General features: G+C 72.9%; 25 protein-coding genes. 6 read left to right on the top strand and 19 right to left on the bottom strand.

Features of this window, described 5'->3' with window-relative positions:
- The first annotated feature begins 35 nt into the window (after positions 1–35).
- The 4 genes from IE332_RS19510 to IE332_RS19495 are packed head-to-tail and all read left to right on the top strand — an operon-like array spanning position 36 to position 3,251.
- Positions 36–1,100, top strand: a complete 1,065-nt coding sequence (locus tag IE332_RS19510; RefSeq protein ID WP_373313774.1) for a metal ABC transporter substrate-binding protein — start codon at positions 36–38, stop codon at positions 1,098–1,100.
- A gap of 11 nt (positions 1,101–1,111) precedes the next feature.
- Positions 1,112–1,876 (top strand): metal ABC transporter ATP-binding protein, encoded by a 765-nt coding sequence (locus IE332_RS19505; protein ID WP_189918017.1) that lies wholly within the window; start codon positions 1,112–1,114, stop codon positions 1,874–1,876.
- Complete coding sequence (locus IE332_RS19500; RefSeq protein ID WP_189918015.1) at positions 1,873–2,805, top strand: metal ABC transporter permease; 933 nt, start codon at positions 1,873–1,875, stop codon at positions 2,803–2,805. The genes IE332_RS19505 and IE332_RS19500 overlap by 4 nt, the downstream gene beginning before the upstream one ends.
- Positions 2,806–2,840: 35 nt before the next feature.
- Positions 2,841–3,251 carry a Fur family transcriptional regulator gene (locus tag IE332_RS19495; RefSeq protein ID WP_189918013.1) on the top strand — a complete coding sequence of 137 codons (411 nt, stop codon included), beginning with the start codon at positions 2,841–2,843 and terminating at the stop codon, positions 3,249–3,251.
- Positions 3,252–3,330: 79 nt separating this feature from the next.
- Here the strand turns inward: IE332_RS19495 and IE332_RS19490 are convergent, their stop codons facing one another.
- The 4 genes from IE332_RS19490 to leuA form a co-directional block, all read right to left on the bottom strand.
- On the bottom strand, positions 3,331–4,164 hold the full coding sequence (locus IE332_RS19490) for an isoprenyl transferase (protein ID WP_189918011.1): 834 nt from the start codon (positions 4,162–4,164) through the stop codon (positions 3,331–3,333).
- 4 nt (positions 4,165–4,168) lie between these two features.
- Positions 4,169–4,915: a DNA repair protein RecO gene (gene recO / locus IE332_RS19485; protein WP_189918008.1), complete on the bottom strand. Its 747-nt coding sequence runs from the start codon at positions 4,913–4,915 to the stop codon at positions 4,169–4,171.
- A 210-nt stretch (positions 4,916–5,125) separates the two neighbouring features.
- A complete protein-coding gene (locus IE332_RS19480; RefSeq protein ID WP_189918006.1) occupies positions 5,126–5,791 on the bottom strand; it encodes a TerB family tellurite resistance protein in 666 nt (221 codons plus the stop codon).
- Between the two features lie 262 nt (positions 5,792–6,053).
- Positions 6,054–7,850 carry a 2-isopropylmalate synthase gene (gene leuA, locus IE332_RS19475; RefSeq protein ID WP_189918004.1) on the bottom strand — a complete coding sequence of 599 codons (1,797 nt, stop codon included), beginning with the start codon at positions 7,848–7,850 and terminating at the stop codon, positions 6,054–6,056.
- A 334-nt stretch (positions 7,851–8,184) separates the two neighbouring features.
- Here leuA and IE332_RS19470 point away from each other — a divergent pair, with 334 nt between their 5' ends.
- Both IE332_RS19470 and IE332_RS19465 read left to right on the top strand, forming a co-directional pair.
- The gene (locus IE332_RS19470; RefSeq protein WP_189918002.1) at positions 8,185–9,207 is read left to right on the top strand and encodes a M4 family metallopeptidase; all 1,023 of its coding nucleotides are present in this window, start codon (positions 8,185–8,187) and stop codon (positions 9,205–9,207) included.
- A gap of 146 nt (positions 9,208–9,353) precedes the next feature.
- The gene (locus IE332_RS19465; protein WP_189918000.1) at positions 9,354–9,620 is read left to right on the top strand and encodes a protealysin inhibitor emfourin; all 267 of its coding nucleotides are present in this window, start codon (positions 9,354–9,356) and stop codon (positions 9,618–9,620) included.
- 97 nt (positions 9,621–9,717) lie between these two features.
- On the opposite strand, the gene era is transcribed toward IE332_RS19465, so the two are convergent.
- From era to hrcA, 15 genes are all read right to left on the bottom strand, one after another.
- On the bottom strand, positions 9,718–10,647 hold the full coding sequence (gene era, locus IE332_RS19460; protein WP_189917997.1) for a GTPase Era: 930 nt from the start codon (positions 10,645–10,647) through the stop codon (positions 9,718–9,720).
- Between the two features lie 64 nt (positions 10,648–10,711).
- Positions 10,712–10,873, bottom strand: a complete 162-nt coding sequence (locus IE332_RS19455) for a hypothetical protein (protein WP_189917995.1) — start codon at positions 10,871–10,873, stop codon at positions 10,712–10,714.
- A gap of 126 nt (positions 10,874–10,999) precedes the next feature.
- Positions 11,000–11,353 (bottom strand): cytidine deaminase-like protein, encoded by a 354-nt coding sequence (locus IE332_RS19450; RefSeq protein WP_189917993.1) that lies wholly within the window; start codon positions 11,351–11,353, stop codon positions 11,000–11,002.
- Positions 11,354–11,381: 28 nt separating this feature from the next.
- Positions 11,382–11,927 carry a DUF4383 domain-containing protein gene (locus IE332_RS19445; RefSeq protein WP_189917992.1) on the bottom strand — a complete coding sequence of 182 codons (546 nt, stop codon included), beginning with the start codon at positions 11,925–11,927 and terminating at the stop codon, positions 11,382–11,384.
- A gap of 21 nt (positions 11,928–11,948) precedes the next feature.
- Positions 11,949–12,185: a hypothetical protein gene (locus tag IE332_RS19440; protein WP_189917990.1), complete on the bottom strand. Its 237-nt coding sequence runs from the start codon at positions 12,183–12,185 to the stop codon at positions 11,949–11,951.
- Between the two features lie 33 nt (positions 12,186–12,218).
- Positions 12,219–13,544: a hemolysin family protein gene (locus IE332_RS19435; protein WP_189917987.1), complete on the bottom strand. Its 1,326-nt coding sequence runs from the start codon at positions 13,542–13,544 to the stop codon at positions 12,219–12,221.
- 19 nt (positions 13,545–13,563) lie between these two features.
- Complete coding sequence (ybeY, locus tag IE332_RS19430; RefSeq protein WP_189917985.1) at positions 13,564–14,058, bottom strand: rRNA maturation RNase YbeY; 495 nt, start codon at positions 14,056–14,058, stop codon at positions 13,564–13,566.
- Between the two features lie 14 nt (positions 14,059–14,072).
- Positions 14,073–15,098: a PhoH family protein gene (locus IE332_RS19425; RefSeq protein ID WP_229928748.1), complete on the bottom strand. Its 1,026-nt coding sequence runs from the start codon at positions 15,096–15,098 to the stop codon at positions 14,073–14,075.
- Positions 15,099–15,423: 325 nt separating this feature from the next.
- Positions 15,424–16,347: a ribonuclease Z gene (locus IE332_RS19420; RefSeq protein WP_189917983.1), complete on the bottom strand. Its 924-nt coding sequence runs from the start codon at positions 16,345–16,347 to the stop codon at positions 15,424–15,426.
- 6 nt (positions 16,348–16,353) lie between these two features.
- On the bottom strand, positions 16,354–16,707 hold the full coding sequence (locus tag IE332_RS19415; protein ID WP_189917981.1) for a histidine triad nucleotide-binding protein: 354 nt from the start codon (positions 16,705–16,707) through the stop codon (positions 16,354–16,356).
- 52 nt (positions 16,708–16,759) lie between these two features.
- Complete coding sequence (locus IE332_RS19410) at positions 16,760–17,476, bottom strand: RDD family protein (protein ID WP_189917979.1); 717 nt, start codon at positions 17,474–17,476, stop codon at positions 16,760–16,762.
- Between the two features lie 140 nt (positions 17,477–17,616).
- Entirely contained in the window at positions 17,617–20,877 is a 3,261-nt protein-coding gene (locus IE332_RS19405) for a S41 family peptidase (RefSeq protein WP_229928725.1), read from the bottom strand.
- Positions 20,878–21,007: 130 nt separating this feature from the next.
- Positions 21,008–21,757, bottom strand: coding sequence for a 16S rRNA (uracil(1498)-N(3))-methyltransferase (locus IE332_RS19400; protein ID WP_189917977.1), 750 nt, complete (start codon positions 21,755–21,757; stop codon positions 21,008–21,010).
- A 103-nt stretch (positions 21,758–21,860) separates the two neighbouring features.
- Entirely contained in the window at positions 21,861–23,000 is a 1,140-nt protein-coding gene (gene dnaJ / locus IE332_RS19395) for a molecular chaperone DnaJ (protein ID WP_189917975.1), read from the bottom strand.
- Positions 23,001–23,071: 71 nt separating this feature from the next.
- Positions 23,072–24,106, bottom strand: coding sequence for a heat-inducible transcriptional repressor HrcA (gene hrcA, locus IE332_RS19390; RefSeq protein ID WP_189917973.1), 1,035 nt, complete (start codon positions 24,104–24,106; stop codon positions 23,072–23,074).
- Positions 24,107–24,393 lie beyond the last annotated feature (287 nt).

Here is a 24,393-nt window from a genome sequence, read left to right as displayed (position 1 = left end):
GAGTGAGTTGACAATCATTTCCATGTGAGATGAGAATGATTGTCATGATGATCGGACGACGTACCCGCACCTCCATAGCCATCGCCGCCACCGCCCTCGCCTCCGCCCTCGCCCTCACCGCCTGCGGAGGCAGCAGCAGCGCCGACAGTGGCAACGGCAGGCTGAAGGTCGTCGCCTCCTTCTACCCGATGGAGTTCCTGGCCCAGCAGATCGGCAAGGAGCACGTCGCGGTCACCGACCTCACCGCCGCCGGCGTCGAGCCGCACGACCTGGAGCTCACCGCCAAGCAGGTCGGCACCGTCCAGAAGGCCGACGCGATCATCTACCTCAAGGGCCTGCAGCCCACCGTCGACCAGGCCGTCGCGCAGTCGTCCAGCAAGCACCGGATCGACGCCACCGCCGCCAGCCCGCTGGTCGACCACCACCTCGACGAGGGCACCGACGAAGGCGCCGGGGACGGCCACGCCGCCGACGGCCACAAGCACGAGGGCCCGGCCGGCGACCCGCACATCTGGCTCGACCCGACCCGCTACGCGGCGATCGCCAAGAGCGTCGGCGACGAGTTCGCCAAGGCCGACCCGGCCCACGCCGAGGACTACAAGAAGAACACCGACGAGCTGGTCACCAAGCTCACCGCGCTCGACCAGGACTTCCGGGCCGGCCTGAAGGACACCAGGACCAAGACCTTCGTCACCAGCCACGCCGCCTTCGGCTACCTCGCCGACCACTACGGCCTCACCCAGGTCGCCATCAACGGCGTCGACCCGGAGTCCGAGCCCACCCCGGCCCGCCTCGCCGCCGTGCAGAAGGCCGCCAAGGACAACGGCGTCACCACGATCTTCTTCGAGACCCTGGTCAGCCCCAAGCTCGCCGACACCGTCGCCAAGGACCTCGGCCTCAAGACCGCCGTGCTGGACCCGCTGGAGGGCGTCAAGGACCCCTCCAAGGAGAACTACCTCACCGTCATGAAGCAGAACCTGGCCAACCTCCAGGCCGCCCTCGGCGCCACGGCCACCCCGGCCGACGCGCCCGCGGCCGGCACCCCCGCAGCCACCCCGACCGGCGCCCCCGACGCCACCACCCCTGCCGCCACCAGCTGACGGGAAGCACCATGACGCACCCGATACCCCCGGCCGTCCGCCTCCGTGACGCCGTCGCCTCGCGCGGCGGCCGGCCGGTGCTGCGCGGCGTCGACCTCACCGTCCAGCCCGGCGAGGTCGTCGCCCTGCTGGGCGCCAACGGCTCCGGCAAGTCGACCACCGTCAAGACCGTGATCGGCTCCGTCCCGCTGGAGCACGGCACCCTGGAGCTGTTCGGCACCCCGTACGGCTCCTTCCGCGCCTGGCACCGCATCGGGTACGTCCCGCAGCGCACCACCGCCGCCTCCGGCGTCCCGGCCACCGTGCGCGAGGTGGTCTCCACCGGACGGCTGCCGCAGCACCGGCTGCTGCCGTTCCGCCGCAAGGACCGCGCCGCGGTGGACCGCGCGCTGGCCGCCGTCGGCATGCTGGAGCGGGCCGGGGACGGCGTCGCCGACCTGTCCGGCGGCCAGCAGCAGCGGGTGCTGATCGCCCGCGCCCTGGTCGGCTCCCCCGACCTGCTGATCATGGACGAGCCGATGGCCGGGGTGGACGCCGCCAGCCAGCAGGTGCTCGCCGACACCCTGCGCTCCGAGGTCGGCCGCGGCTCCGCCGTCCTCCTCGTCCTGCACGAACTCGGGCCGCTGGAGCCGCTGATCGACCGCACCGTCGTCCTGCGGGACGGCTGCGTCGCCCACGACGGCCCGCCCGTCCCCGAGACCGGCCTGCACGCGCTGCCCGGCCACGACCACGTCCACCCGCACGCCGACCTGACCCCGCCGAGGCTGCTCGCATGACCGAGATGCTGTCCTACGACTTCATGCAGCGCGCCCTGCTCGCCGCCGTCCTGGTCGGGATCACCGCCCCGGCCGTCGGCATCTACCTGGTGCAGCGCCGCCAGGCCCTGATGGGCGACGGCATGGGCCACGTCGCGATGACCGGCGTCGGCCTCGGCTTCATCTTCCAGACCAGCCCGGTCTGGATGGCCGTGCTGGTCTGCGTGCTCGGCGCCGTCACCATGGAGCTGGTCCGCTCGCGCGGCAACCAGCGCGGCGACATCGCCCTCGCGATGCTCTTCTACGGCGGCATGGCCTGCGGCAAGCTGCTCGTCTCGCTCTCCGCCGAGGCCGGCTCGGGCTCGCTGGAGAGCTACCTGTGGGGCTCGATCCTCACCGTCGCCCCCGCCGACCTGGCCGCGATCGCGGTGCTCGGCGCGGTCGTCATCGCGGTCACCGTCGGCCTGCGCCGCCAGCTCTTCGCGATCTGCCAGGACGAGGACTTCGCCCGGGTCACCGGGCTGCCGGTGCGCACCCTCAACCTGCTGCTCGCCGTGATGGCCGCGGTCACCGTGACCGTCGCCATGCGGGTGGTCGGGCTGCTGCTGGTCAGCGCCCTGATGGTGGTCCCGGTGGTCGCCGCCCAGCAGCTCACCCGCTCCTTCGCCGCCACCCAGGCCGCCTCGATCGCGCTCGGCGTGGTCGTCTCGCTGGCCGGCGTCACCGGTTCCTACCACCTCGACGTGCCCTCCGGCCCGGCCATCGTGCTGCTCGCCATCGCGGTGTTCGCCGTGTTCAGCGCGCTCGCCGCACCGCTCGCCCGGCGCCGGCACCGCGGGAACACCGAGCACGGACCGAAGGTCTGCGACGGCCGACCGCCGGTCCGGGGGCCGGAGCGGACTTCCTCCGACACGACCACACCTGAGCGGCGGGCCGGGCTGGCACAATGATGTGCGAGACGCCCACGACCCCAGGAGGACCCACGGTGACCACCGCAGGCCCGTCGCCGCGCGCCCGCTCGACCCGGCAGCGTGCCGCCGTCTCGGCCGCCCTGGACGAGATCGCGGACTTCCGCAGCGCGCAGGAGCTCCACGACCTGCTCAAGCACCGCGGGGACTCCGTCGGTCTGACCACGGTGTACCGCACCCTGCAGTCGCTCGCGGACGCCGGTGAGGTGGACGTGCTGCGCACCGCCGACGGCGAGGCCGTCTACCGCCGGTGCAGCAGCGGGCACCACCACCACCTGGTCTGCCGGCACTGCGGCGCCACCGTCGAGGTGGAGGGCCCGGCGGTGGAGCGCTGGGCCAACTCGGTCGCCGCCGAGCACGGCTTCAGTGACATCGCGCACACGCTGGAGATCTTCGGCACCTGCGCGGAGTGCGCCAAGAAGGCCTGAGCCGGCCGGCCGCGAGGCGGCAACGGAAAGGACCCACCGGGATCTGCCCGGTGGGTCCTTCCGCGTCGCCGTACGGCCCTCAGCGCTGGGACGGCCGCGGGGCGGGCAGCTCGTTCGGGATCGCCCCGCCGAAGCGCCGGTCGCGCATCGCGTACTGCTCGCAGGCGCGCCACAGGTCGCGGCGGTCGAAGTCCGGCCAGAGCACGTCCTGGAACACGAACTCGGCGTAAGCCGACTGCCAGGGCAGGAAGTTGGAGGTGCGCTGCTCGCCGCTGGGGCGCAGGAAGAGGTCCACGTCCGGCATGTCCGGGTGGTACATGTACTTGGCGAGGGTCTTCTCGTTGACCTTCTTCGGGTCCAGCTTCCCGGCGGCGACGTCACGGGCGATCCCCTGCGCCGCGTCCGCCAGTTCGGCCCGGCCGCCGTAGTTGACGCACATGTAGAGCGTGACGGCGTCGTTCTCCTTGGTGTGCTGCTCGGCGACCTGCAGCTCCTGGACGACGCTCTTCCACAGCTTGGGCATCCGGCCGGCCCAGCGGATCCGCACGCCCATCGCGCCCATCTCCTCGCGGCGGCGGGCGATGACGTCCCGGTTGAAGTTCATCAGGAACTTCACCTCGTCGGGCGAGCGCTTCCAGTTCTCGGTCGAGAAGGCGTACAGCGAGATGTTCTTGACCCCGAGCTCGATGGCGCCCGCGAGGACGTCCAGCACCACCGACTCGCCGACCTTGTGACCCTCGGTGCGGGGCAGCCCGCGCTCCTTGGCCCAGCGGCCGTTGCCGTCCATCACGATGGCGACGTGGCCGGGGACCAGCTCGCCGGGGATCTTCGGGGGCTGTGCACCGCTGGGGTGCGGGGTCGGGGGCGCGTACGCCCGCTGCTTGCCGCCGCCGAAGAGCCGTCGCGCTGCCATGTGCTCACTTCTCCACGTATCTCATCGAGCGGATGCCCCGCTCCAGGTGCCACTGCAGATAGGCCGCGACCAGGCCGCTGCCCTCCCGCCAGTACCGGGGCTCGCAGGCGTCGGCCGTCCGCCAGTCCCCTGACAGCAGCGCCCCGAGCAGTACCAGTGTCTCAGGGGAGGGTACGGCACATCCGGGCACTCGGCAGTCCGGGCAGAGGACCCCGCCCGCCGGGAGCGAGAAGAAACGGTTCGGCCCCTCCAGGCCGCACTTGGCGCAGTCGGTGAAGCTCGCGCCGTACCCGTTCACCGCGAGCGAGCGCAGCAGGAAGGCGTCGAGCACCAGGTGCGATTCGTGCACCCCCGCCGCCAGCGTCCGCAGCCCGCCCACCAGCAGCAGGTACTGCTGGACGGCGGGCTCGCCCTCGTTCTCGGCGAAGCGCTCGGCCGTCTCCAGCATCGCGGTGCCCGCGGTGTAGCGGCCGTAGTCGGTGACGATCGAACCGCCGTACGGCGCGATGGTCTCCACCTGGGTGCAGAGCGGCAACCCGCGGCCGATCAACTCACTCCCCCGGCTGAAGAACTGCACGTCCACGTGCGAGAAGGGCTCCAGGCGGGCACCGAACTTGGACTTGGTCTTCCGCACCCCGCGCGCCACCGCCCGCACCTTGCCGTGCTGGCGGGTCAGCAGGGTGATGATCCGATCGGCCTCGCCGAGCTTCTGCGCCCGCAACACGACGCCGTCGTCCCGGAAAAGACTCATGCGGTCCATTGTCCCCCAGCCGCGGACCGCGACGGACAGCCGTGTTGCCCGCACCGGGGCCGTGGGGGGCCACCGCGGTGCGGGTCACGGCGGGCCCGGAGTGTGGGGTTCGGGGCCCGTTCTGTGGGGGATTCCGGAGATGGTCCACGGGAGGCGCGGGTGGCGCAGGGCGCACGAGGCGCCGGTGACGTGACGGCCGACGGGACGGGCCTACTGGTACGGCGTCCTGGTCGCCGCCTCCAGCAGCGCCCCGACCCGGGTCTGCGGCAGGTCCAGGCAGCGCCCGACCGCGGCCAGCGCCTCGCGCTCCTGCGGCAGGTAGCGCCCGTCGGCCAGGGCGATCGAGGCGCCCTGCAGCAGCAGCCGTTCGCGGCCCTGGTGGGCGAGGTGCGGGGTGAGCGGTTCGAGCACGGCGTGCAGTTCCACGGCCAGGCCGCCGGCCATCCCGTGGGCGTCGTAGAGCTCGCCGCCGAGCCCGGAGAGGGCGGCGAGCGCGGCCAGCACCTGGGCCTCGCCGCAGTCCTCGAACCCGGCGTCGCGCACGGCCGCGCAGGCCGCGTCGCGGGCCGCCCGGTGGGCGGTGCCGCCGGCCGCGAGCAGGGCCAGCGCGATGGTGTACTGGGCGTCCCGCAGCATCCCGCCGAGGCGGACGCAGGTCGGCTGTTCGAGGCTCTCGACGCCGTACCGGCCGTGGCAGCTGGTGCACTGCACGCTGCCGATCACCGGTCCGAGCGGGAGCACCGGGGTCCCCAGCAACCGCAGCCACCGCCGGCCGTGCTGCCGGCGGTAGTTGCGGTCCCCGCCGCAGCCCGGGCAGAAGAAGTCACCGAGAACGTCAGTCCGCCACCGCGGGCGAACACCCCACAACCTGGTCACGGCGCCACTCCCCAGACATGGCAGGCGGCCTGCTCGACGATGGGCAGGTCACGCGACCGGACACCGGGCCGTCCCACCGACCCGGCCTGCCGGTGGATCGATGTTGCCACGGTTACCGGCACGTGTCAGCACCTCGAACGGCTTCCGATCCCAAAAAATGTGGCGCAGGACACAGCGGCCCCGGCAGTGCCCCGCAGGGGGCCCGCAGGCACGGCGAAGGGCCGCCCCGCAGGACGGCCCCGCCGCGTGCCACTCGTACGAACTACCCGCGCTGCGACCGGTTGACGGCGCTGATCATCGCCTTCAGCGAGGCCAGCACGGTGTTGCCGTCGATGCCCACGCCCCACAGCACCTGGCCGTCCACCGCGCACTCGACGTACGCGGCGGCCTGGGCGTCGCCGCCCTCGCTCAGCGCGTGCTCGGCGTAGTCCAGGACGCGGACGTCGAAGCCGATCCGGGCCAGCGCGTCCGCGAAGGCCGAGACCGGGCCGTTGCCGGTACCGCTCAGCGCCACCGGCACGCCGTCCACCACGGCCTCGGCGGTCAGCGCGTCCCGGCCGTCCTCGGTGGTCAGGGTGCGCGAGCCGGTCAGCGCCAGCCGGCCCCACGGGTTGCCGGTGGTCGGCAGGTACTCGTCCTCGAAGACCCGCCAGATCTCGGCCGGGGTGACCTCGCCGCCCTCGGCGTCGGTCTTGGCCTGGATGATCCGGGAGAACTCGATCTGCATCCGGCGCGGCAGGTCCAGCTTGTGGTCGTTCTTCAGGACGTACGCGACGCCGCCCTTGCCGGACTGGCTGTTGACCCGGATGACCGCCTCGTAGGTGCGGCCGACGTCCTTCGGGTCGATCGGCAGGTACGGCACGCCCCAGGTGTGCTCCTCCACCGGTACTCCGGCCGCCTTCGCGTCCGCCTCCAGGGCGTCGAAGCCCTTCTTGATGGCGTCCTGGTGCGAGCCGGAGAAGGAGGTGTACACCAGGTCGCCGGCGTACGGGTGGCGCGGGTGCACCTCCATCTGGTTGCAGTACTCGGCGGTGCGGCGCACCTCGTCGATGTCGGAGAAGTCGATCTGCGGGTCGATGCCCTGCGAGAACAGGTTCATCCCCAGCGTCACCAGGTCGACGTTGCCGGTGCGCTCGCCCTGCCCGAACAGACAGCCCTCGATGCGGTCGGCGCCCGCCATGTAGGCCAGTTCGGCGGAGGCGACGGCGGTGCCGCGGTCGTTGTGCGGGTGCACCGACAGGCAGACGAACTCGCGGCGCGACAGGTTGCGCGACATCCACTCGAACTGGTCGGCCTGGACGTTCGGGGTGGCCCGCTCGATGGTGGCCGGCAGGTTCAGGATGATCTCGCGGCCCTCGCCCGGCTGCCAGACGTCCATGACCGCCTCGCAGACCTCCAGCGCGAAGTCCAGCTCGGTGTCGACGAAGATCTCCGGCGAGTACTGGTAGCCGAAGACGGTGTCCTCGCCCAGCAGCTTCTCGGCGTACTCCATCACCAGCCGGGTGCCCTCGGTGGCGATCGCCTTGGTGGCCGCCCGGTCGTTGCGGAACACCACCCGGCGGAACAGCGGCGCGGTCGCGTTGTACAGGTGGACGGTCGCGCGCGGAGCGCCGACCAGCGACTCGACGGTCTTCTCGATCAGCTCCTCGCGGGCCTGCGTCAGCACCGAGATGGTGACGTCCTCGGGGATCGCCCCCTCCTCGATCAGCGACCGCACGAAGGCGTGGTCGGTGGCACCGGAGGACGGGAAGCCGACCTCGATCTCCTTGTAGCCCATGGCGACCAGCAGGTCGAACATCTTGCGCTTGCGGGCCGGGGACATCGGGTCGATCAGCGCCTGGTTGCCGTCCCGCAGGTCGGTCGAGAGCCAGCGCGGCGCCTTGCTGATCACGGTGTTCGGCCAGGTGCGGTCCGGCAGCTCCACGGCGCCGAACGGCAGGTAGCGCCCGTACCGCATGCCGGAGGGCTGCTGGCGCACGGAAGCGGCGGTGATCGGGGTGGGACGGTCGACGAAGGCGCGACCGGCGGGGATGGACGCGGCGGAGGTCTGCTCGGTCATGGAGGTGACTCTCGGCTTCCTGTGGATGCTTAGGTAGCGGGCGTCGGGAGGGATGAACACCGACTGGCCGGCCTCTGCTGCCGCTCGCGACCCGCCGTTGGATCGCCGAATCCGCGCACAGCTCGTTCCCCGCGGCGAGGGAGCCGGCCCCTGTGGACTACAGGCCCTCGACGCGGCAGCTAAGAAGAAGCAGCCCGTTGCGCATGATGGGACCCAGCGTAACCCAGCACCGCGCGCCCCCGAAGTGATCCGGGCTTCCGTTCCACCCCTTGAGACGCCGCCCGGCCATGACAAGGGGGTGACATCCGGTCACCGAAGCCTCACCCTGGGCGACATGACTGCAGCTGTTCCGATCTGCGCGATCGTCCCGCCGTACGTCCTCGACCGCCTCGCCGAGGCCGGTCACGAAGCCGCCGTCCACTCCCTCGCGCTGGACGCCGCGCACCGCGCGGCCCGACTCTCCCCGCCCCCGCCCACCGGTGGCGCCCCGGGCCTCAACCGGGTGATCTCCGACGCCGACCACAGCCAGCGGCTGCCCGGCCGCACCGTGCGCACCGAGGGCCGGCCGGCGGTCTCCGACGCCTCCGTCAACCACGCCTACGACGGCCTCGGCGCCACCTTCGCGCTCTACGCCGACGCCTTCGGCCGGCACTCGATCGACGACCACGACCTGCGGCTGGACGCCACCGTCCACTACGGCCGCAAGTACGACAACGCCTTCTGGAACGGCCACCAGATGGTCTTCGGCGACGGCGACGGCGAGATCTTCGGCGACTTCACCGCCTGCATCGACGTCATCGGCCACGAACTCACCCACGGCGTCACGCAGTTCACCGCCGGGCTGGACTACCAGGACCAGCCCGGCGCGCTCAACGAGTCGGTCTCCGACGTCTTCGGCTCGCTGGTCAAGCAGTACGCGCTGCACCAGGGCGCCGCCGACGCCGACTGGCTGATCGGCGCCGGACTGCTCGCCCCCGGCATCCAGGGCGTGGCCCTGCGCTCGATGAAGGCCCCCGGCACCGCCTACGACGACCCCCGGCTCGGCAAGGACCCGCAGCCCGCGCACATGCGGGACTACGTGCACACCGCCGAGGACAACGGCGGCGTGCACATCAACTCCGGCATCCCCAACCACGCGTTCTACCTGCTGGCCACCGCCCTCGGCGGCTCGGCCTGGGAGCGCGCCGGGCGGATCTGGTACGACGCGCTGACCGGGCGCACGCTGCCCGCCGACGCCGACTTCACCGCCTTCGCCCGGGCCACCGTGGCCGCCGCCAAGGCCCGCTACCCCGGCCGGTCCTCGATCGCGGACACCGTCACGGCCTCCTGGGCGCAGGTCGGGATCAGCCCGGGGTGACCGCCGCGCGACCCGCTGCTGCAGCACGCCCTACGGCGGGCCCGCCGTAGCGCCCGACGGCGGTTGAGACCGGGTTGAGACGGGCTTAAGGTCACGGTCCGGGAAAAGTCCGGCGAATCCCATCCCTGCGTAGCACCATGGACACCATGCGTATCCAGGTGACCCGGACCGGCGGCTTCGCGGGAATCGTCCGCCACGCGGAACTCGACACCGCCGAGCGCACGGACGCCCCGCACGTCCACGCACTCGCCCGCGAGGCCGTCGCGGGCGGGCTGCGCGCCCCGTCGTACGGGGTGCCGGACGGCTTCCACTACGAGATCACCGTCGACGGCCGGACGGTGTACTGCGCCGACCCGAAGCTCACCGACTCCCAGCGGGAGCTGGTGTCCCTGGTGCTGCGCGAAGGCGCGTAGAGCGGGCCCGGGGCCGGGCAAGGGCGAGGGCCCGGCCGGACGGGGTGCGTCCGGCCTGGCCCTCGATCGGGTGAACTCCCCCGCGGGGAGCCCTCGTTCAGAATCCGAGCTTGCGCAGCTGCTTGGGGTCGCGCTGCCAGTCCTTGGCCACCTTGACGTGCAGGTCGAGGAAGACCGGGGTGCCGAGCAGGGCCTCGATGTGCTTGCGGGCGGTGGTGCCGACGTGCTTGAGCCGCGCGCCCTTGGCGCCGATCACGATCGCCTTCTGGCTCTGCCGCTCGATGTACACGTTGGCGTGGATGTCCAGCAGCGGGCGGTCCGCCGGGCGGCCCTCGCGCGGGAGCATCTCCTCGACCACGACGGCCAGCGAGTGCGGCAGCTCGTCGCGCACGCCCTCCAGCGCGGCCTCGCGGATCAGCTCGGCGACCATGATCTGCTCGGGCTCGTCGGTGAGGTCGCCGTCCGGGTAGAGCTGGCCGCCCTCGGGGAGCAGCTTGGTGAGCAGGTCGGCGACCAGCTCGACCTGCTTGTCGCCGACCGCGGAGACCGGGATGATCTCGTCCCACTCGAAGCCCAGCTCGACGCCGAGCTGGTGGATGGCGATGAGCTGCTCGGCCAGGCGCTTGGAGTCGACCAGGTCGGTCTTGGTGACGATGGCGACCTTCGGGGTCTTCTTGATCCCGGCGATCTCCTTGGCGATGAACTTGTCGCCGGGGCCGATCTTCTGGTCGGCGGGCAGGCAGAAACCGATCACGTCGACCTCGGCCCAGGTGGTGCGGACCAGGTCGTTGAGGCGCTCGCCGAGCAGCGTGCGCGGCTTGTGCAGGCCGGGGGTGTCGACCAGCACGAGCTGGGCGTCCGGGCGGTGCACGATGCCGCGGACGGTGTGCCGGGTGGTCTGCGGGCGGTCGGAGGTGATCGCGACCTTCGTCCCCACCAGGGCGTTGGTCAGGGTCGACTTGCCCGCGTTGGGCCGGCCGACGAAGCACGCGAACCCGGAGCGGTACGAGGAGGAAGGGGCATTCATGGGCTCCATTCTCCCTGATCACCGGAGCCCCGCCGTCCCGGGTCGCCCGAGGGGGCGCCGGGGCCTACTTCCCGCCCTTGCCGTTCGTGGGGATCAGCGAGACCACCACCAGGACCAGCAGGAAGCCGAGCGAGCCGAACAGCCAGACCTGCGACCCGGTCTCCTGCCACTTGCCGAGCCCCATCACGAACAGCAGCAGCCCGGCGAAGAACGCCACCGCCCCCATGCCCCAGCCCCCTCACCGAGTCCACTCCCCCGGTGAGATTATCCGTTGAGCCGATCGGGGCAAGACGCCGGGCCGACGCCGGGCCGCCAACCGTACGAGGCCCCCACGAGGCCCCTCAGCGGGGCCTCAGCGCGCCTCCGCGGCCACCCGCAGCGCCCCGTCCGGACCGGCCAGCAGCACCGGCGTCCCGGCCCCGCCCAGGTCCCGCACGGCCGCCAGGTCCGCCTCGGCCGGCTGCTCCGCCTCGCTCACCACGGCCGCCGCCTCCAGCGACCTGGCGCCGCTGGCCACCGCCATCGCCACCGCCGTCTGCAGCGCGCTCAGCCGCAGCGACTCCAGCGCGACCGTCCCCGCCACGTAGGTGCGGCCGGTCTCGTCACGCACCGCGGCCCCCTCGGCGACGCCGTTGCGGGCGCGGGCCGAGCGGGCCAGGGTGATGATCTTCTTGTCCTCGGGGTCGAGCTCGACGATGTCACTCATGCCGCCGAGCATAGGCACCCCTTCCCCCTCAGTGGCCGACCGGGTGGGTGCGGCCCGGGTTCGGGTTGAGGACCTTGACGAAGGTCTTCGGCCCGGACGGCAACGGCTCCTCCCGCTCGGCGCGCTCCCGCCAGAACGGGTTGTCGTGCGGCAGGTGGCCGCTCACCCGGCCGTACATCCCGAAGGTCGTCAGGACGACCCCGAAAATGAACGCGAACAGCACGTTCGACATCCGGAAGTTGAGGATGTTGGCGTCCGGCCGCCCGAGCACCGTCAGGCCGTAGAAACCGGACACGACGAACAGGACGCCCACCGCCATGTTGAGGTTGGACGCGAAGTTCCCGCCGATCACCGCCCCGACCACCAGGCCCGCGCCCACCACGATGGACAGGATGCTCAGCGCGCCGTTGGTCGACAGCCCCGCGACCCGGTCACCGTGGGTGGACAGGAAGCCGGAGTGGTCGGCCAGCCCCAGGCACCCGAACACGATCAGGAAGATCCCCCCGAGCCCCGCCCCGATCCGCCACACCACGGCGAGCCGGTTGTCGACGGGCAGTTCGTCTTGCAGCTTCATGGCGACCTCCAAGGCCACGCCCTAGCTGTACGGATGACTCCCCTGCATGTGCGGCGTCTCGTGCATGTACAGCGAGCCGCACTGCTGGCAGCACCGCAACCCGGTGCCCCATTCCTGCTCGGGCCGCGTCTCGGCCTCGTCGGACATCGTGCGCCCGCAGAGCGCCACCGACAGGTCCTCGTCCCGCACCACGTGCCAGGACTTGGCTCCGCCGGCCGCCCCTTGCGGGCCGTACTCCGCGCGAAGTTTGTGCGTCATGCCCTCCATGGTCGCTCGGCGACCGCCCACCCGCTACTCGCCCGCCGGGCCGGCCGGTTCGTCGCCCGCGCGGACCGGGGCGGCGACCATGGAGCCGATCCGGTTGCGGCGGCCCGCCGAGGACTCGGCGGTCAGCAGGATGCCGGTCAGGCCGTCGTCGGCCGGCTCCGGGAGGGGGATCTCGCAGGCGGAGCCGGGGATCGGCACCCGGCCGAGGTGCTTGGCCAGCAGGCCGCCGACGGTCTCGACGTCCTCGTCCTCCAGCTCGATGCCGAACAGCTCGCCCAGGTCCTCGACCAGCAGCCGGGCGGTGATCCGGTACGAGCCGTCGCCGAGGTCCTCGACCGGCGCGATCTCCCGGTCGTACTCGTCGGTGATCTCGCCGACGATCTCCTCCAGGACGTCCTCGATGGTGACCAGGCCGGCCGTGCCGCCGTACTCGTCGATCACGATCGCCACGTGCGAGCGGCGCTGCTGCATCTCGCGCAGCAGGTCGCCGGCCGGCTTGGAGTCGGGGACGAAGACGGCCGGGCGCATCACCGCGCCGACCTCCTCGGCCTCGGCCTCCCGGTTGATGTGGGTGCGCCGCACCAGGTCCTTGAGGTAGACGATGCCGACGACGTCGTCCTCGTTGTCGCCGACCACCGGGATGCGGGAGAAGCCCGAGCGCAGCGCCAGGGTGAGCGCCTGCCGGACGGTCTTGTGCCGCTCGATCATCACCAGGTCGGTGCGCGGCACCATCACCTCGCGCACGATGGTGTCGCCCAGTTCGAAGACCGAGTGCACCATCCGGCGCTCCTCGTCCTCGATCAGGTCGTCCTTCTCGGCGAGGTCCACCAGGGCCCGCAGCTCCGCCTCGGAGGCGAACGGCCCCTCCCGGTAGCCCTTGCCCGGGGTCAGGGCGTTGCCGAGCAGGATCAGCAGCCGCGGGATCGGCCCGAGCACGGCGGCCAGCGGCAGCAGCACGAAGGAGGCCGCGGTCGCCGTGGTGAGCGGGTGCTGGCGCCCGATCGTGCGCGGCGAGACCCCCACCGCGACGAAGGACACCAGCACCATCACGCCGAACGCCAGCAGGACGGCCTGCCAGGTCGGCGTCACGTTGCGCACGCACACCACGGTGACCAGGACGGCCGCGGCCATCTCGCTGGCCACCCGGATCAGGGTGGCCAGGTTGAGGTAGCGGATCGGGTCGGAGGCGAGGGTCAGCAGCCGGGCGGAGCCCCGCCGGCCGACCCGCACGGCCTCCTCCGCCCGGAACCGGGAGACCCGGGAGATGCCCGCCTCGGCGCACGCGGCCAGCCAGCCGAGCACGACGAGCAGCACGGCACCCAGGATGAAGCTCGTACTCTCACCACTCACAGGGGTTCGGGCTCCGCGCTCAGTGGGTGGTGGGGGCCGGGGAGATGCCGCCGAGGCCGCGGCCCGCCCGCCAGTCGTCCAGGATGCGCTTCTGGAGGGCGAACATCTCCTCCTCCTCGTCCGGCTCCTCGTGGTCGTACCCGAGGACGTGCAGCACGCCGTGCACGGTGAGCAGCTGGAGCTCCTCGTCCATGGAGTGCTTGGAGGGGGCGGCCTTGCCCTGCTGCTCGGCGACCTCGGGGCAGAGCACGATGTCGCCGAGCAGGCCCTGCGGGAGCTCCTCGCCCTCCTTGCCGGGACGCAGCTCGTCCATCGGGAAGGACATCACGTCCGTGGGCCCGGGGAGGTCCATCCACTGGATGTGCAGCTCCTCCATCGCCGCACCGTCCACCAGGATCACGGACAGTTCGGACTGCGGGTGGATCCGCATCTTGTCCAGGGCGAAGCGGGCGACGTCGAGGATGGCTTCCTCATCGGCGTCCCAACCGGACTCGTTGGCGATGTCGATCGACATGACGGGCTGTGTGCTCAGCTTTCGGTGCGATGGGACTGTCGGGGTGCGCGGGGCGTGGTCGTCTTGCCCGGGCGCCGCTGGGCGGGCTTGCGGGCGGCCGGGGAGGTCTCCTCGGCCTCCTGACGGGCGTCCCAGCGCTCGTAGGCGTCCACGATCCGGCCGACCAGCTTGTGGCGGACCACGTCGGTGCTGGTGAGGACGGAGAAGTGGATGTCGGGCACGTCGGCCAGGATCTCCTGGACGACCTTGAGGCCGCTCCTGGTGCCGCCCGGGAGGTCGATCTGGCTGGTGTCGCCGGTGACGACCACCCGGGAGTTGAACCCGAGGCGGGTGAGGAACATCTTCATCTGCTCGGGCGAGGTGTTCTGGGCCTCGTCCAGGATGATGAAGGCGTCGTTGAGAGTGCGGCCGCGCATGTACGCGAGCGGCGCGACCTCGATGGTGCCGGCCGCCATCAGGCGCGGGATGGAGTCCGGGTCCATCATGTCGTGCAGCGCGTCGTACAGCGGGCGCAGGTAGGGGTCGATCTTCTCGTAGAGGGTGCCGGGCAGGAAGCCCAGCCGCTCCCCCGCCTCGACCGCCGGGCGGGTCAGGATGATCCGGTTGACCTCCTTGGCCTGCAGGGCCTGGACGGCCTTGGCCATCGCCAGGTAGGTCTTGCCGGTGCCCGCCGGGCCGAGGCCGAAGACGATCGTGTGCTTGTCGATCGCGTCGACGTAGCGCTGCTGGTTGAGGGTCTTGGGGCGGATCGTGCGGCCGCGGTTGGACAGGATGTTCGCGGTGAACACCTCGGACGGCGCCGGGCTGTCCGGGTCCTGGCTGCGGAGCATGGCGATGGAGCGCTCCACGGAGTCCTCCGTCAGGGGCTGGCCGGTGCGCAGCACCAGCATCATCTCGTTGAAGAGCTTCTTGACGAGGGCGACCTCGGCCCGCTCCCCGGTGGCGGTCACCTCGTTGCCGCGGACGTGGATGTCGGCGGCGGGGAAGCCCTGCTCGATCACGCGCAGCAGCGAGTCCGCCGTGCCGAGCAGGGTGACCATCGGGTGCTTCTCGGGGATGACGATCCGGGCGCTGACGCGGCCGTCGTCGGCCGGTTCGGGGCGCGACTGTCCGTTCGTACGGGTCTGCGATGTGTCACTCATAGGTCGGCGCTGGGGCCTGCCTCATCCCATCCGTGGTCTCGTGTGCCGCTCGGTCTCTCCGGGGCACCAGGGTACGCCGCGAGCGTGATCGCCGCGGCGGGCGGCGGGGCCGCACCCGTCGATGCTGCGGCAGTTCGGGGGACGGCGCGAGCCCTTTTTCCACCGGGTCCCCGGTAGGGGCGGTTCACGGGCGGCTCCACGGGCCGCGCCACGGCCGGCGGCCTCACGGCTGGCGGCGGGCGGGGACCGGCACCCGGACGAGGTCGGTGGCCAGCACCAGCTCCCCGTCGAAGTGCTTGCGGGCGTCGGCCAGGTGCTGGCCGAGGTCCGGGTAGCGCTGGGAGAAGTGGGTCAGCACCAGGGTGCGCGCGCCGGCCTCGGCGGCGACCTTGGCGGCCTGGCCGGCGGTGAGGTGGCCGTGCTCCTCGGCGAGGCGGCCGTCGGCGTCGGTGAACGTGGCCTCGACGACCAGCAGGTCGGTGTCCTCGGCGAGCGCGTGCACGCCCTCGCAGAGCCGGGTGTCCATCACGAAGGCGAACTTCTGGCCCGGCCGGGGCTCGCTGACCTCGTCCAGGGTGACCCGGCGGCCGTCCACCTCGACCGCGCCGTCGTGCTGCAGCCGGCCCACCGCCGGGCCCGCGACGCCCAGCGCGGCGAGCCGCTCGGGCACCAGCCGGCGGCCGTCCGGCTCGGACAGCCGGTAGCCGAAGGACTCCACGGGGTGGTCCAGCCGGACGGCGTCCAGCGCGAAGCGGGCGCCGGGCGCCGGCAGCGGGCCCGGCTCGTCGATCGGCCGGGGCCGCAGCACCGCGGTCTCGTGGTACGCGGTGGCGTGCCGCAGCCGCTCGAAGTAGACGTCGCCGGAGGCCGGGAAGTAGACGTCCACCGGATGCGGGACCCGGTCCAGGTTGATCCGCTGGATCACCCCCGCGAGGCCCAGGCAGTGGTCACCGTGGAAGTGGGTGACCGCGATCCGGGTGATCTGGGTGGCGGTGACCCCGGCGTGCAGCATCTGCCGCTGGGTGCCCTCACCGGGGTCGAACAGCAGGCCCTCGCCGTCCCAGCGCAGCAGGTAGCCGTTGTGGTTGCGGTGCCGGGTGGGCACCTGGCTGGCGGTGCCGAGGACGACGAGCTCGCGCTGGGACACCTGGGATCAGACCATGCTCTCGGTCATGCGGGTGCCGCCGAGCACGTGGACGTGCGCGTGGAAGACGGTCTGCCCGGCGCCCGCACCGGTGTTGAAGATCAGCCGGTAGTCCGCGATGCCCTCGTCCTCGGCCACCCGGCCCGCCTCGGCGAGCAGTTCGCCGGCGATCTCCGGCTCGGCGGCGGCCAGCGCGGCCGCGTTCGGGTAGTGGACGTGCGGGATCACCAGGACGTGCACCGGGGCCTTGGGGGCGATGTCGCGGAAGGCGAGGACGCGCTCGGTCTTGCGCACCACCGTCGCCGGGATCTCTCCCGCCACGATCTTGCAGAACAGGCAGTCGGTCTGCGGCTCGCCGGCCATCGGCTACTCCTCGGGATCGGTACGTCGGGTGATGGGGCCGTACGGGCGCAGCCTAGCCGAGCCCGGCCACGGCCTGCTGGTACTCCTGGAGGTGCTTCCAGCGGACCGCGCGCATGCCGACGATGTCACCGTCCTCGGTGTCGAAGTCCTCGGTGAGGAAGGCGACCGCGAGGATGACGAACCCGAGCAGCCAGCGCCTGGTGAGCCGCCAGGTGTTCGGCCGCATCACCCGCTTGCGGCGCACCACCCGCATCGCCAGGATCCCCTTGCCGACGCTGAAACCGGTGAGCCGGGCCAGCACCACCTGGTTGAGGAAGGACACGGCGAGGCCGACGACCACCAGCGCCACGAAGTACGGCACCGCCGGGCCGCCGCTGTGGACGGTGTGGCCGGCCACCTGCCGGACCTTCGGGCGGCTGGCGGCGTTGGCGGCGACGAAGCCGAGGCCGACGGCGAAGAAGAAGTCGAGCACGATCGCCAGGAAGCGCCGGCTGCCCGCCGCCTCCTTGGGGCACGGCGGCAGCGCGGCGGCACGCTGCGGCTGCGGCTGGTACGGCTGCTGCGGGTGCGGCTGCTGCGGGTAGGGGTTCGGGTACGCCTGCGGCTGGCCGTACTGCTGCGGCGGCGGCTGCTGCGCGTACCCCTGCGGCTGGCCGTACCCCTGCGGCGGGTACGGCTGCGGTTGCTGCTGGTGGGGCGGGTAGGCCTGCGGTTGCTGTGGTGCGTAAGGGTTCTGGCCGTACTGCGGCGGCGGGTAGCCCTGCGCCATGGTGGTTCCCCCGTGAGCTGTGGATCAAGAAACAGCCCCGCATCCTACCCAGGCCCCCCGACACGGGAAGTCGGCCCGTCCGACTTCCCGTGCTGCCACTCGCCCGCTCGCCTCCGAGCCGACGGGGCGGGACACTCCCCCTACGGCCGCCAGGGCATCGGCGGGGCCGTGCGGGCCGGGGTGTCGGCGAGGGCGGCGAGGGCGATCCGGACGCCTTCGGCCAGTTGCGGGTCCTCGCCGGCCGCCCAGTGGTGCGGGGCGATCGGCACCTCGACGTCCGGGTCGACGCCGTGGTTCTCCACCCCCCAGCCGTAGTTCTCCAGCCAGAAGGCGTACTTGGGCTGGGTGACCAGGGTGCCGTCGACCAGCCGGTAGCGGCTGTCGATGCCGATCACCCCGCCCCAGGTGCGGGTGCCGACCACCGGGCCGATCCCCAGCGCCTGGATGGCGCCGTTGACGATGTCGCCGTCCGAGCCGGAGTCCTGGTCGGCGAGCGCGACGACCGGCCCGCGCGGGGCGTCGGCGGGGTAGGGCACCGCGCTGTCGGTGTCCCGGCTGACGTTCCAGCCGACGATCCGGCGGGCGAGCTTCTCGATCACCAGTTGCGAGGTGTGGCCGCCGCGGTTCTCCCGGATGTCGACGATCACGCCCTCCTTGGCCATCTCGGAGCGCAGGTCGCGGTGGATCTGGGCCCAGCCGGTGGTCTGCATGTCGGGGACGTGCAGGTAGCCGAGGCGCCCGTCGGACAGTTCGCGGACCGCGGCCCGCCGCCCCGCCACCCAGTCGTGGTAGCGCAGCGCCTCGTCGTCGGCGAGCGGGACGACCACCGGGTGGCGCCGGTCGGTGCCGTCCTTGCCGGTCACGGTCAGCTCGACCGGCTGCCCGGCGGTGCCGGCCAGCAGCGGCGCCGGGCCGGTGACCGGGTCCACCGGGCGGCCGTTGACCGCGAGGACGGCGTCGCCCGGGCGGATGGCGGCGCCGGGCGCGGCCAGCGGCGAGCGGGCCCGCGGGTCGGAGGACTCGCCGGGCAGGATCCGGGCGATCCGCCACTGCCCGCCGTCCTTGACGAGGTCCGCGCCGAGCAGGCCCTGGCGCCGGGCGGGCTCGGTGTGCGGGCCGTACGGGACGACGTAGGCGTGCGAGGTGCCGAGTTCGCCGTGCACCTCCCACAGCAGGTCGATCAGGTCGTCGTGCGAGCCGACCCGCTCCACCAGCGGCCGGTAGCGCTCCAGGACCCCGGCCCAGTCGACGCCGGCCAGGTCGGGGCGCCAGTAGTTGTCGCGCATCAGCCGGCCGTTCTCGGCGTACATCTGCCGCCACTCGGCGGCCGGGTCGACGGTGACCCGCAGCCGGTCGAGGTCGACGGCGGTCTCGTCGTCCTCGCCGCCCGCCTTGTGGTCGGCCGGGACGATCCGCAGCTCGCCCCCGTCCAGCACGGCGACCCGGCCGCCGTCCCCGCTGACCGCGAAACCGTCGACGTCGTGCACCAGTTGCTCGACCCGGCGCTTCTTCAGGTCGAAGCGCTCCAGCACCGGCCGGGGCCGCTCGTCCTCCAACGAGGCCGCCTCGTCGCCGAGTTCGCCGAGCAGCGGGGCCCTGGTCCAGAGCAGGCCGTCCTTGGCGGCCCGCAGGGTGCCGAACAGCCCGCCCTCGACCGGGAACGGGACGATCCGGTCGGCGATGCCGTCCAGGTCCACCCTGGTCACCGGCGCGCCGTCGGTGCCGCCCTCCTCGCCGTCCGCCTTCTTGGCCCGCGGCTCGTCCTCCTCCCCGCCGAGCGGGCGCCCGGCGCGGTGCGGCCCGAACGGGGACGGGGTGTCGGCGGCCAACGTGATCAGGTACGGGCGGCAGCCGTTGGGGAAGGACAGGTCGAAGACGTGCGAGTCGTAGACCGGGTCGAAGTTGCGCACCGACAGGAACGCCAGGTAGCGGCCGTCCGCGGTGAACGCCGGCGAGGTGTCGATGAAGCGCTGCTGGGTGGCCTCGCTCACGGTGCGGGTGGCCAGGTTGGCCAGCACGATCTGGCGCAGCGAGTACGGGCCCAGCCCCGGCACCGGCCGCGACCAGGCCAGCCAGGCCGAGTCCGGGCTGAACACCAGCCCGCTGACCTCGCCGTCGGTGCTGCGGTCCAGCTCGTGCACGGTGCCGTCGGAGAGCGACACCAGCAGCACCCGGCCGTCGTGCACGCCGAGCGCGGCCTGCTTGCCGTCCGGGGAGACGGCGAGCACGTTGACCCGGCCGAGCTGCCCGGCGGCCAGCCGGCGGCGCTCGGCGCCGTGCACGGCGGGCGCGAACTCCAGGGCGTCCTCGCCCTCCGCGTCGGACACCCAGAGCACGCCCTGGGCGCCGTCCTCGCCCGGCACCACCCGGGCCAGGCGCCCGCGCACGCCCGGGGTCTCGTCCAGCACCCGGGCCGGGCCCTCGCGGTGGGCCAGCCAGTGGACGCTGCCGCGCACCACGACGGCGCTGGCCCGGCCGGTGCGGTCGGGGGCGACCGTCTCCAGCCAGTGCGCGGCGTGCACCGGGCGGGGGCGGCGGCCGCTGCGCGGGCCGGCCAGCCGGACGTCCAGCGGGCGCGGCTCGGCGCCGGCCAGGTCGTCCAGCAGCCAGAGGTCACCGGCCCGGTGGAACACCACCCGGGTGCCGTCGGTGGCGGCGTTGCGGGCGTAGAAGCCGTCCCGGCCGGTGGTGTGGCGGCGCAGGTCGGAGCCGTCCGGGAGGCTGGACCACAGCTCGCCGACGCCCTCGTGGTCGGACAGGAAGCCGATCCGCCCGCCCGGGGCGCCGTCCGGGCCCGCCACCCACAGCGGCGAGGACAGCTGGCCGTCCAGCTCCTGGTGGATCCGGGCGAACTCCTCCCGGCCCAGCCACAGCTTCCCGGCCCGGCCGCCCCGGTACCGCTTCCACCAGGCCGGTTCGCGGATCGCGGCGCTGGCCAGCAGCACCCGGTCCCCGCCCGGCTCGAAGGCGATCCCGCCGACCGGCCCGTACGGCAGCCGCACCGGCTCGCCGCCGTCCAGCGGCAGGGCGTGCGCCCAGGTGCGGCGCAGGGTGGCCTGGCCGGCGGTGGTGGTGGCGATCGGGCGGCCGTCGGCCGTCCAGCCCTGCACCCGGGTCTGGCCGCTGCCCCAGTGGGTGAGCCGGCGGGACGGACCGCCGTCCACCGGCACCACGTGCACCTCGGGCGCGCCGTCCCGGGTGGAGGTGAAGGCGATGTGCCGCCCGTCCGGGGAGAACCGGGGGTCGTGGACCGGCCGGTGGTCGGCCGTCAGCCGCCACGCCCGGCCGCCGTCCAGCGGGGCGAGCCAGAGGTCGTTCTCGGCGACGAAGGCGACCAGGTCGCCGTGCAGGTGGGGGTGGCGCAGGTAGGCGCCCGCGGAGGTGCTCAGGGAGTCCGTCACGCGGCCAGCGTAAGCACGTACGCGGAGGAGCCGCCGGGCTTTTCGGCAGAGTCGGGCCCCTCGGACGAGCCCGGCTGGACCCCGGCGCGCGGCCGTAGTAGGCGCACCCCCACGGCCTCCCTCCTCCGCGCTACGCCCAGCGGCCGGTGCGCCCCAGCAGCAGCGCCCCGGCGGCCACCCCGGCCGTGGAGGTGCGCAGCACCGAGGGGCCCAGCCGGTACGGCGCGGCGCCGGCCTGTGCGAAGGCGGCCAGCTCCTCCGGGGAGACCCCGCCCTCCGGGCCGACCACCAGCACCAGGTCCCCGTCGGCGGGCAGCGCGGCGTGCGCCAGCGGCTCGGAACCCTCCTCGTGCAGCACGGCGGCGAACGCGGCCTGGGCCAGGACCGGCGCCAGCTGCTTGGTGGTCATCGGGTCGCGCACCTCGGGGAAGCGCAGCCGGCGGGACTGCTTGCCCGCCTCGCGGGCGGTGGCCCGCCACTTGGCGAGCGCCTTGGCGCCCCGCTCGCCCTTCCACTGGGTGATGCAGCGGGAGGCCGACCACGGGATCACCACGTCCACGCCGACCTCGGTCATGGTCTCCACGGCCAGCTCGCCGCGGTCGCCCTTGGGCAGCGCCTGGACGACGACGATCCGCGGCGCGGGCAGCGGCTCGCGCCGCACCGCGGTGACGGCCACGTCGATCGCGTCCTTGCCGTGCACCCCGGCGACGGTCCCGTCCACGCCGAGCCCCAGCCCGTCGGCCAGGGTCACCGCCTCGCCGGCCTCCAGCCGCTTCACGGCGGCGGCGTGCCGCCCCTCCGGGCCGTCCAGGCGCACCACGGTGCCGGGCTCGGCGGCGGCGATCCGCTCGGTGTCGACGACGAAGACGGGCGCGGTCATGCGGGGGAACCTTTCCGGAGTGGGCCCGGCGGCCGCCGGGGCCGCGGGGGAGAAACGCGAGAGGGGTGCCGGGGGTCGGCCCCCGGCACCCCTCCGCGGCCGGCTACCGGCCGTTGAAGGCGTCCTTCAGGCGGGAGAACAGGCCCTGCTGGCCCGGCGCGAACTGGCCGGACGGCTGCTCCTCGCCGCGCAGCACCGCGAGGCGGCGCAGCAGCTCCTCCTGCTCGGAGTCGAGCTTGGTGGGCGTCTTCACCTCGACGTGCACTATCAGGTCGCCCCGGCCGCCCCCGCGCAGGTGGGTGATGCCCCGGCCGTGCAGCGGGATCGACTGGCCGGACTGGGTGCCGGGCCGGATGTCGACCTCCTCCAGGCCGTCCAGGGTCTGCAGCGGCACCCGGGTGCCGAGCGAGGCCGCCGTCATCGGGATGGTGACGGTGCAGTGCAGGTCGTCCCCGCGCCGCTGGAAGATGGTGTGGGTGGTCTCGGCGATCTCGACGTACAGGTCGCCGGCCGGGCCGCCGCCGGGGCCGACCTCGCCCTCGCCGGCCAGCTGGATCCGGGTGCCGTTGTCGACACCGGCCGGGATCTTGACCGTCAGGGTGCGACGGGCGCGGACCCGGCCGTCGCCGGCGCACTCCGGGCACGGGGTCGGCACGACGGTGCCGAAGCCCTGGCACTGCGGGCAGGGGCGGGAGGTCATGACCTGGCCCAGGAAGGACCGGGTGACCTGGGAGACCTCGCCCTTGCCGCGACACATGTCGCAGGTCTGCGCGGAGGTGCCGGGGGCCGCGCCCTCGCCGCTGCACGTGGTGCAGGTGACGGCGGTGTCGACCTGGAGCTCCTTGGTGGTGCCGAACGCGGCCTCCTCCAGGGTGATCTCCAGCCGGATCATGGCGTCCTGGCCGCGGCGGGTGCGCGAGCGCGGGCCCCGCTGGCCGGCCGCGGCGCCGAAGAAGGCGTCCATGATGTCGGAGAAGCCGAAGCCCGCGGCGCCCGCGCCGAAGCCGCCCGCACCGCCGCCGCTCGGGGACAGCGGGTCCCCGCCGAGGTCGTAGACCTGGCGCTTCTGCGGATCGGAGAGCACCTCGTAGGCGGCGTTGATCTCCTTGAACCGCTCCTGCGTCTTCGGGTCCGGGTTGACGTCCGGGTGCAGTTCGCGTGCCAGGCGCCGGAACGCCTTCTTGATCTCGTCCTGCCCCGCATCCCGTCGGACGCCGAGTACCGCGTAGTAGTCCGTGGCCACCAAATGCTCCGCTTGTTCCGCCTGTAGTAGTGCTGCGACTGGACGCCGTCAGTTTGCCCGACGGCTGTTTGCTAGGACTCGGCCAGGATCTGACCCACGTACCGCGCCACCGCCCGCACCGCCCCCATTGTGCCCGGGTAGTCCATCCGGGTCGGACCGATCACACCCAGTTTGGCCACGCTCTCGTCGCCCGAACCGTAACCGACGGACACCACCGAAGTGGAAATCAGCCCTTCGTAGGCGTTCTCACGCCCGATCCGGACCGTCATCCCCGCGTCGTTGGTCTCACCCAGGAGGCGGAGCAGGATGACCTGCTCCTCCAGGGCCTCCAGCACCGGCTGGATGGTGAGCGGGAAGTCGTGGCCGAGGCGGGTCAGGTTGGCCGTGCCGGCCAGCATGATCCGCTCCTCGTTCTGTTCCGCGAGGGTCTCGAACAGCGTCGCCAGGACCGTGCTGACGGTCGGCCGGTCGGCCTGGTCGAACGCCGCCGGGAGCTCCTCCAGGAGCCCCGGGACCTCCGGGAGGCGGCGGCCGGCCGCCCTGGTGTTGAGCGCGGTCCGCAGGTCCGCCAGGACCGTCTCGCCGACCGGGCCCGGGCAGTCGACCATCCGCTGCTCGACCCGGCCGGTGTTGGTGATCAGCACCAGCATCACCTTCGCCGGGGCCAGCGCCACCAGCTCGATGTGCCGCACCGTGGAGCGCGTCAGGGACGGGTACTGCACCACCGCGACCTGCCGGGTCAGCTGGGCGAGCAGCCGCACGGTGCGCGCGACCACGTCGTCCAGGTCGACCGCGCCGTCCAGGAAGTGCCGGATGGCCCGGCGCTCCGGGGCGCTCATCGGCTTGATCTCGGCGAGCTTGTCGACGAAGAGGCGGTACCCCTTGTCGGTCGGGATCCGGCCGGCGCTGGTGTGCGGCTGGTGGATGTAGCCCTCCTCCTCCAGCGCCGCCATGTCGTTGCGGACGGTCGCCGGCGAGACCCCGAGGTTGTGCCGCTCCACGAGCGCCTTGGAACCGACCGGCTCCTCGGTGCCCACGTAGTCCTGCACGATCGCGCGGAGCACGGCGAGCTTGCGGTCGTCCAGCTGGCGGACCTCACCGGCCATGGGGCACGCACCTCCGTCTTCGCACGTTGTCCGTCTGTGTCCCTGTGTGTCACTGGGTTACTGCTGCGGGCCGCTCCGGGAGACCCCGCCCTTGGCACTCTGAACACGCGAGTGCCAAAACCGTATCTGCCAGTGTAAGGCCCGGGTCCTACGGCAGGAACGGCCCGACCGGCGTGATCCTGCCCGCAGTTCCGGGTACGGCCCGCGGGGCGGTGACCGTTCACGCTTCCCGGCGCGGGGGTGGTGCCCCGGGGCCGTCCGGGTGGCAGCATCGAAAGCGACGGCGA

It is taken from the genome of Kitasatospora xanthocidica (assembly GCF_014656195.1).
Taxonomy (GTDB): domain Bacteria; phylum Actinomycetota; class Actinomycetes; order Streptomycetales; family Streptomycetaceae; genus Kitasatospora; species Kitasatospora xanthocidica.
Note: the sequence above shows the minus strand (reverse complement) of the source record. Positions and strands in the feature narration are given on the sequence as shown.

What these genes read in the sequence shown, in the direction of transcription:
- IE332_RS19415 (WP_189917981.1), bottom strand. Translation starts at nt 16,707, where the DNA reads ATGGCCGGCGAGCCGCAGACCGACTGCCTGTTCTGCAAGATCGTGGCG.
- IE332_RS19455 (WP_189917995.1), bottom strand. Translation starts at nt 10,873, where the DNA reads ATGGGGGCGGTGGCGTTCTTCGCCGGGCTGCTGCTGTTCGTGATGGGG.
- IE332_RS19470 (WP_189918002.1), top strand. Translation starts at nt 8,185, where the DNA reads ATGACTGCAGCTGTTCCGATCTGCGCGATCGTCCCGCCGTACGTCCTC.
- IE332_RS19490 (WP_189918011.1), bottom strand. Translation starts at nt 4,164, where the DNA reads ATGGCAGCGCGACGGCTCTTCGGCGGCGGCAAGCAGCGGGCGTACGCG.
- IE332_RS19450 (WP_189917993.1), bottom strand. Translation starts at nt 11,353, where the DNA reads ATGAGTGACATCGTCGAGCTCGACCCCGAGGACAAGAAGATCATCACC.
- IE332_RS19500 (WP_189918015.1), top strand. Translation starts at nt 1,873, where the DNA reads ATGACCGAGATGCTGTCCTACGACTTCATGCAGCGCGCCCTGCTCGCC.
- IE332_RS19425 (WP_229928748.1), bottom strand. Translation starts at nt 15,098, where the DNA reads ATGGTCACCCTGCTCGGCACGGCGGACTCGCTGCTGCGCGTGATCGAG.
- IE332_RS19445 (WP_189917992.1), bottom strand. Translation starts at nt 11,927, where the DNA reads ATGAAGCTGCAAGACGAACTGCCCGTCGACAACCGGCTCGCCGTGGTG.
- era (WP_189917997.1), bottom strand. Translation starts at nt 10,647, where the DNA reads ATGAATGCCCCTTCCTCCTCGTACCGCTCCGGGTTCGCGTGCTTCGTC.
- IE332_RS19510 (WP_373313774.1), top strand. Translation starts at nt 36, where the DNA reads ATGATTGTCATGATGATCGGACGACGTACCCGCACCTCCATAGCCATC.
- ybeY (WP_189917985.1), bottom strand. Translation starts at nt 14,058, where the DNA reads ATGTCGATCGACATCGCCAACGAGTCCGGTTGGGACGCCGATGAGGAA.
- IE332_RS19505 (WP_189918017.1), top strand. Translation starts at nt 1,112, where the DNA reads ATGACGCACCCGATACCCCCGGCCGTCCGCCTCCGTGACGCCGTCGCC.
- recO (WP_189918008.1), bottom strand. Translation starts at nt 4,915, where the DNA reads ATGAGTCTTTTCCGGGACGACGGCGTCGTGTTGCGGGCGCAGAAGCTC.
- IE332_RS19410 (WP_189917979.1), bottom strand. Translation starts at nt 17,476, where the DNA reads ATGGCGCAGGGCTACCCGCCGCCGCAGTACGGCCAGAACCCTTACGCA.
- IE332_RS19465 (WP_189918000.1), top strand. Translation starts at nt 9,354, where the DNA reads ATGCGTATCCAGGTGACCCGGACCGGCGGCTTCGCGGGAATCGTCCGC.
- leuA (WP_189918004.1), bottom strand. Translation starts at nt 7,850, where the DNA reads ATGACCGAGCAGACCTCCGCCGCGTCCATCCCCGCCGGTCGCGCCTTC.
- hrcA (WP_189917973.1), bottom strand. Translation starts at nt 24,106, where the DNA reads ATGGCCGGTGAGGTCCGCCAGCTGGACGACCGCAAGCTCGCCGTGCTC.
- IE332_RS19400 (WP_189917977.1), bottom strand. Translation starts at nt 21,757, where the DNA reads ATGACCGCGCCCGTCTTCGTCGTCGACACCGAGCGGATCGCCGCCGCC.
- IE332_RS19440 (WP_189917990.1), bottom strand. Translation starts at nt 12,185, where the DNA reads ATGACGCACAAACTTCGCGCGGAGTACGGCCCGCAAGGGGCGGCCGGC.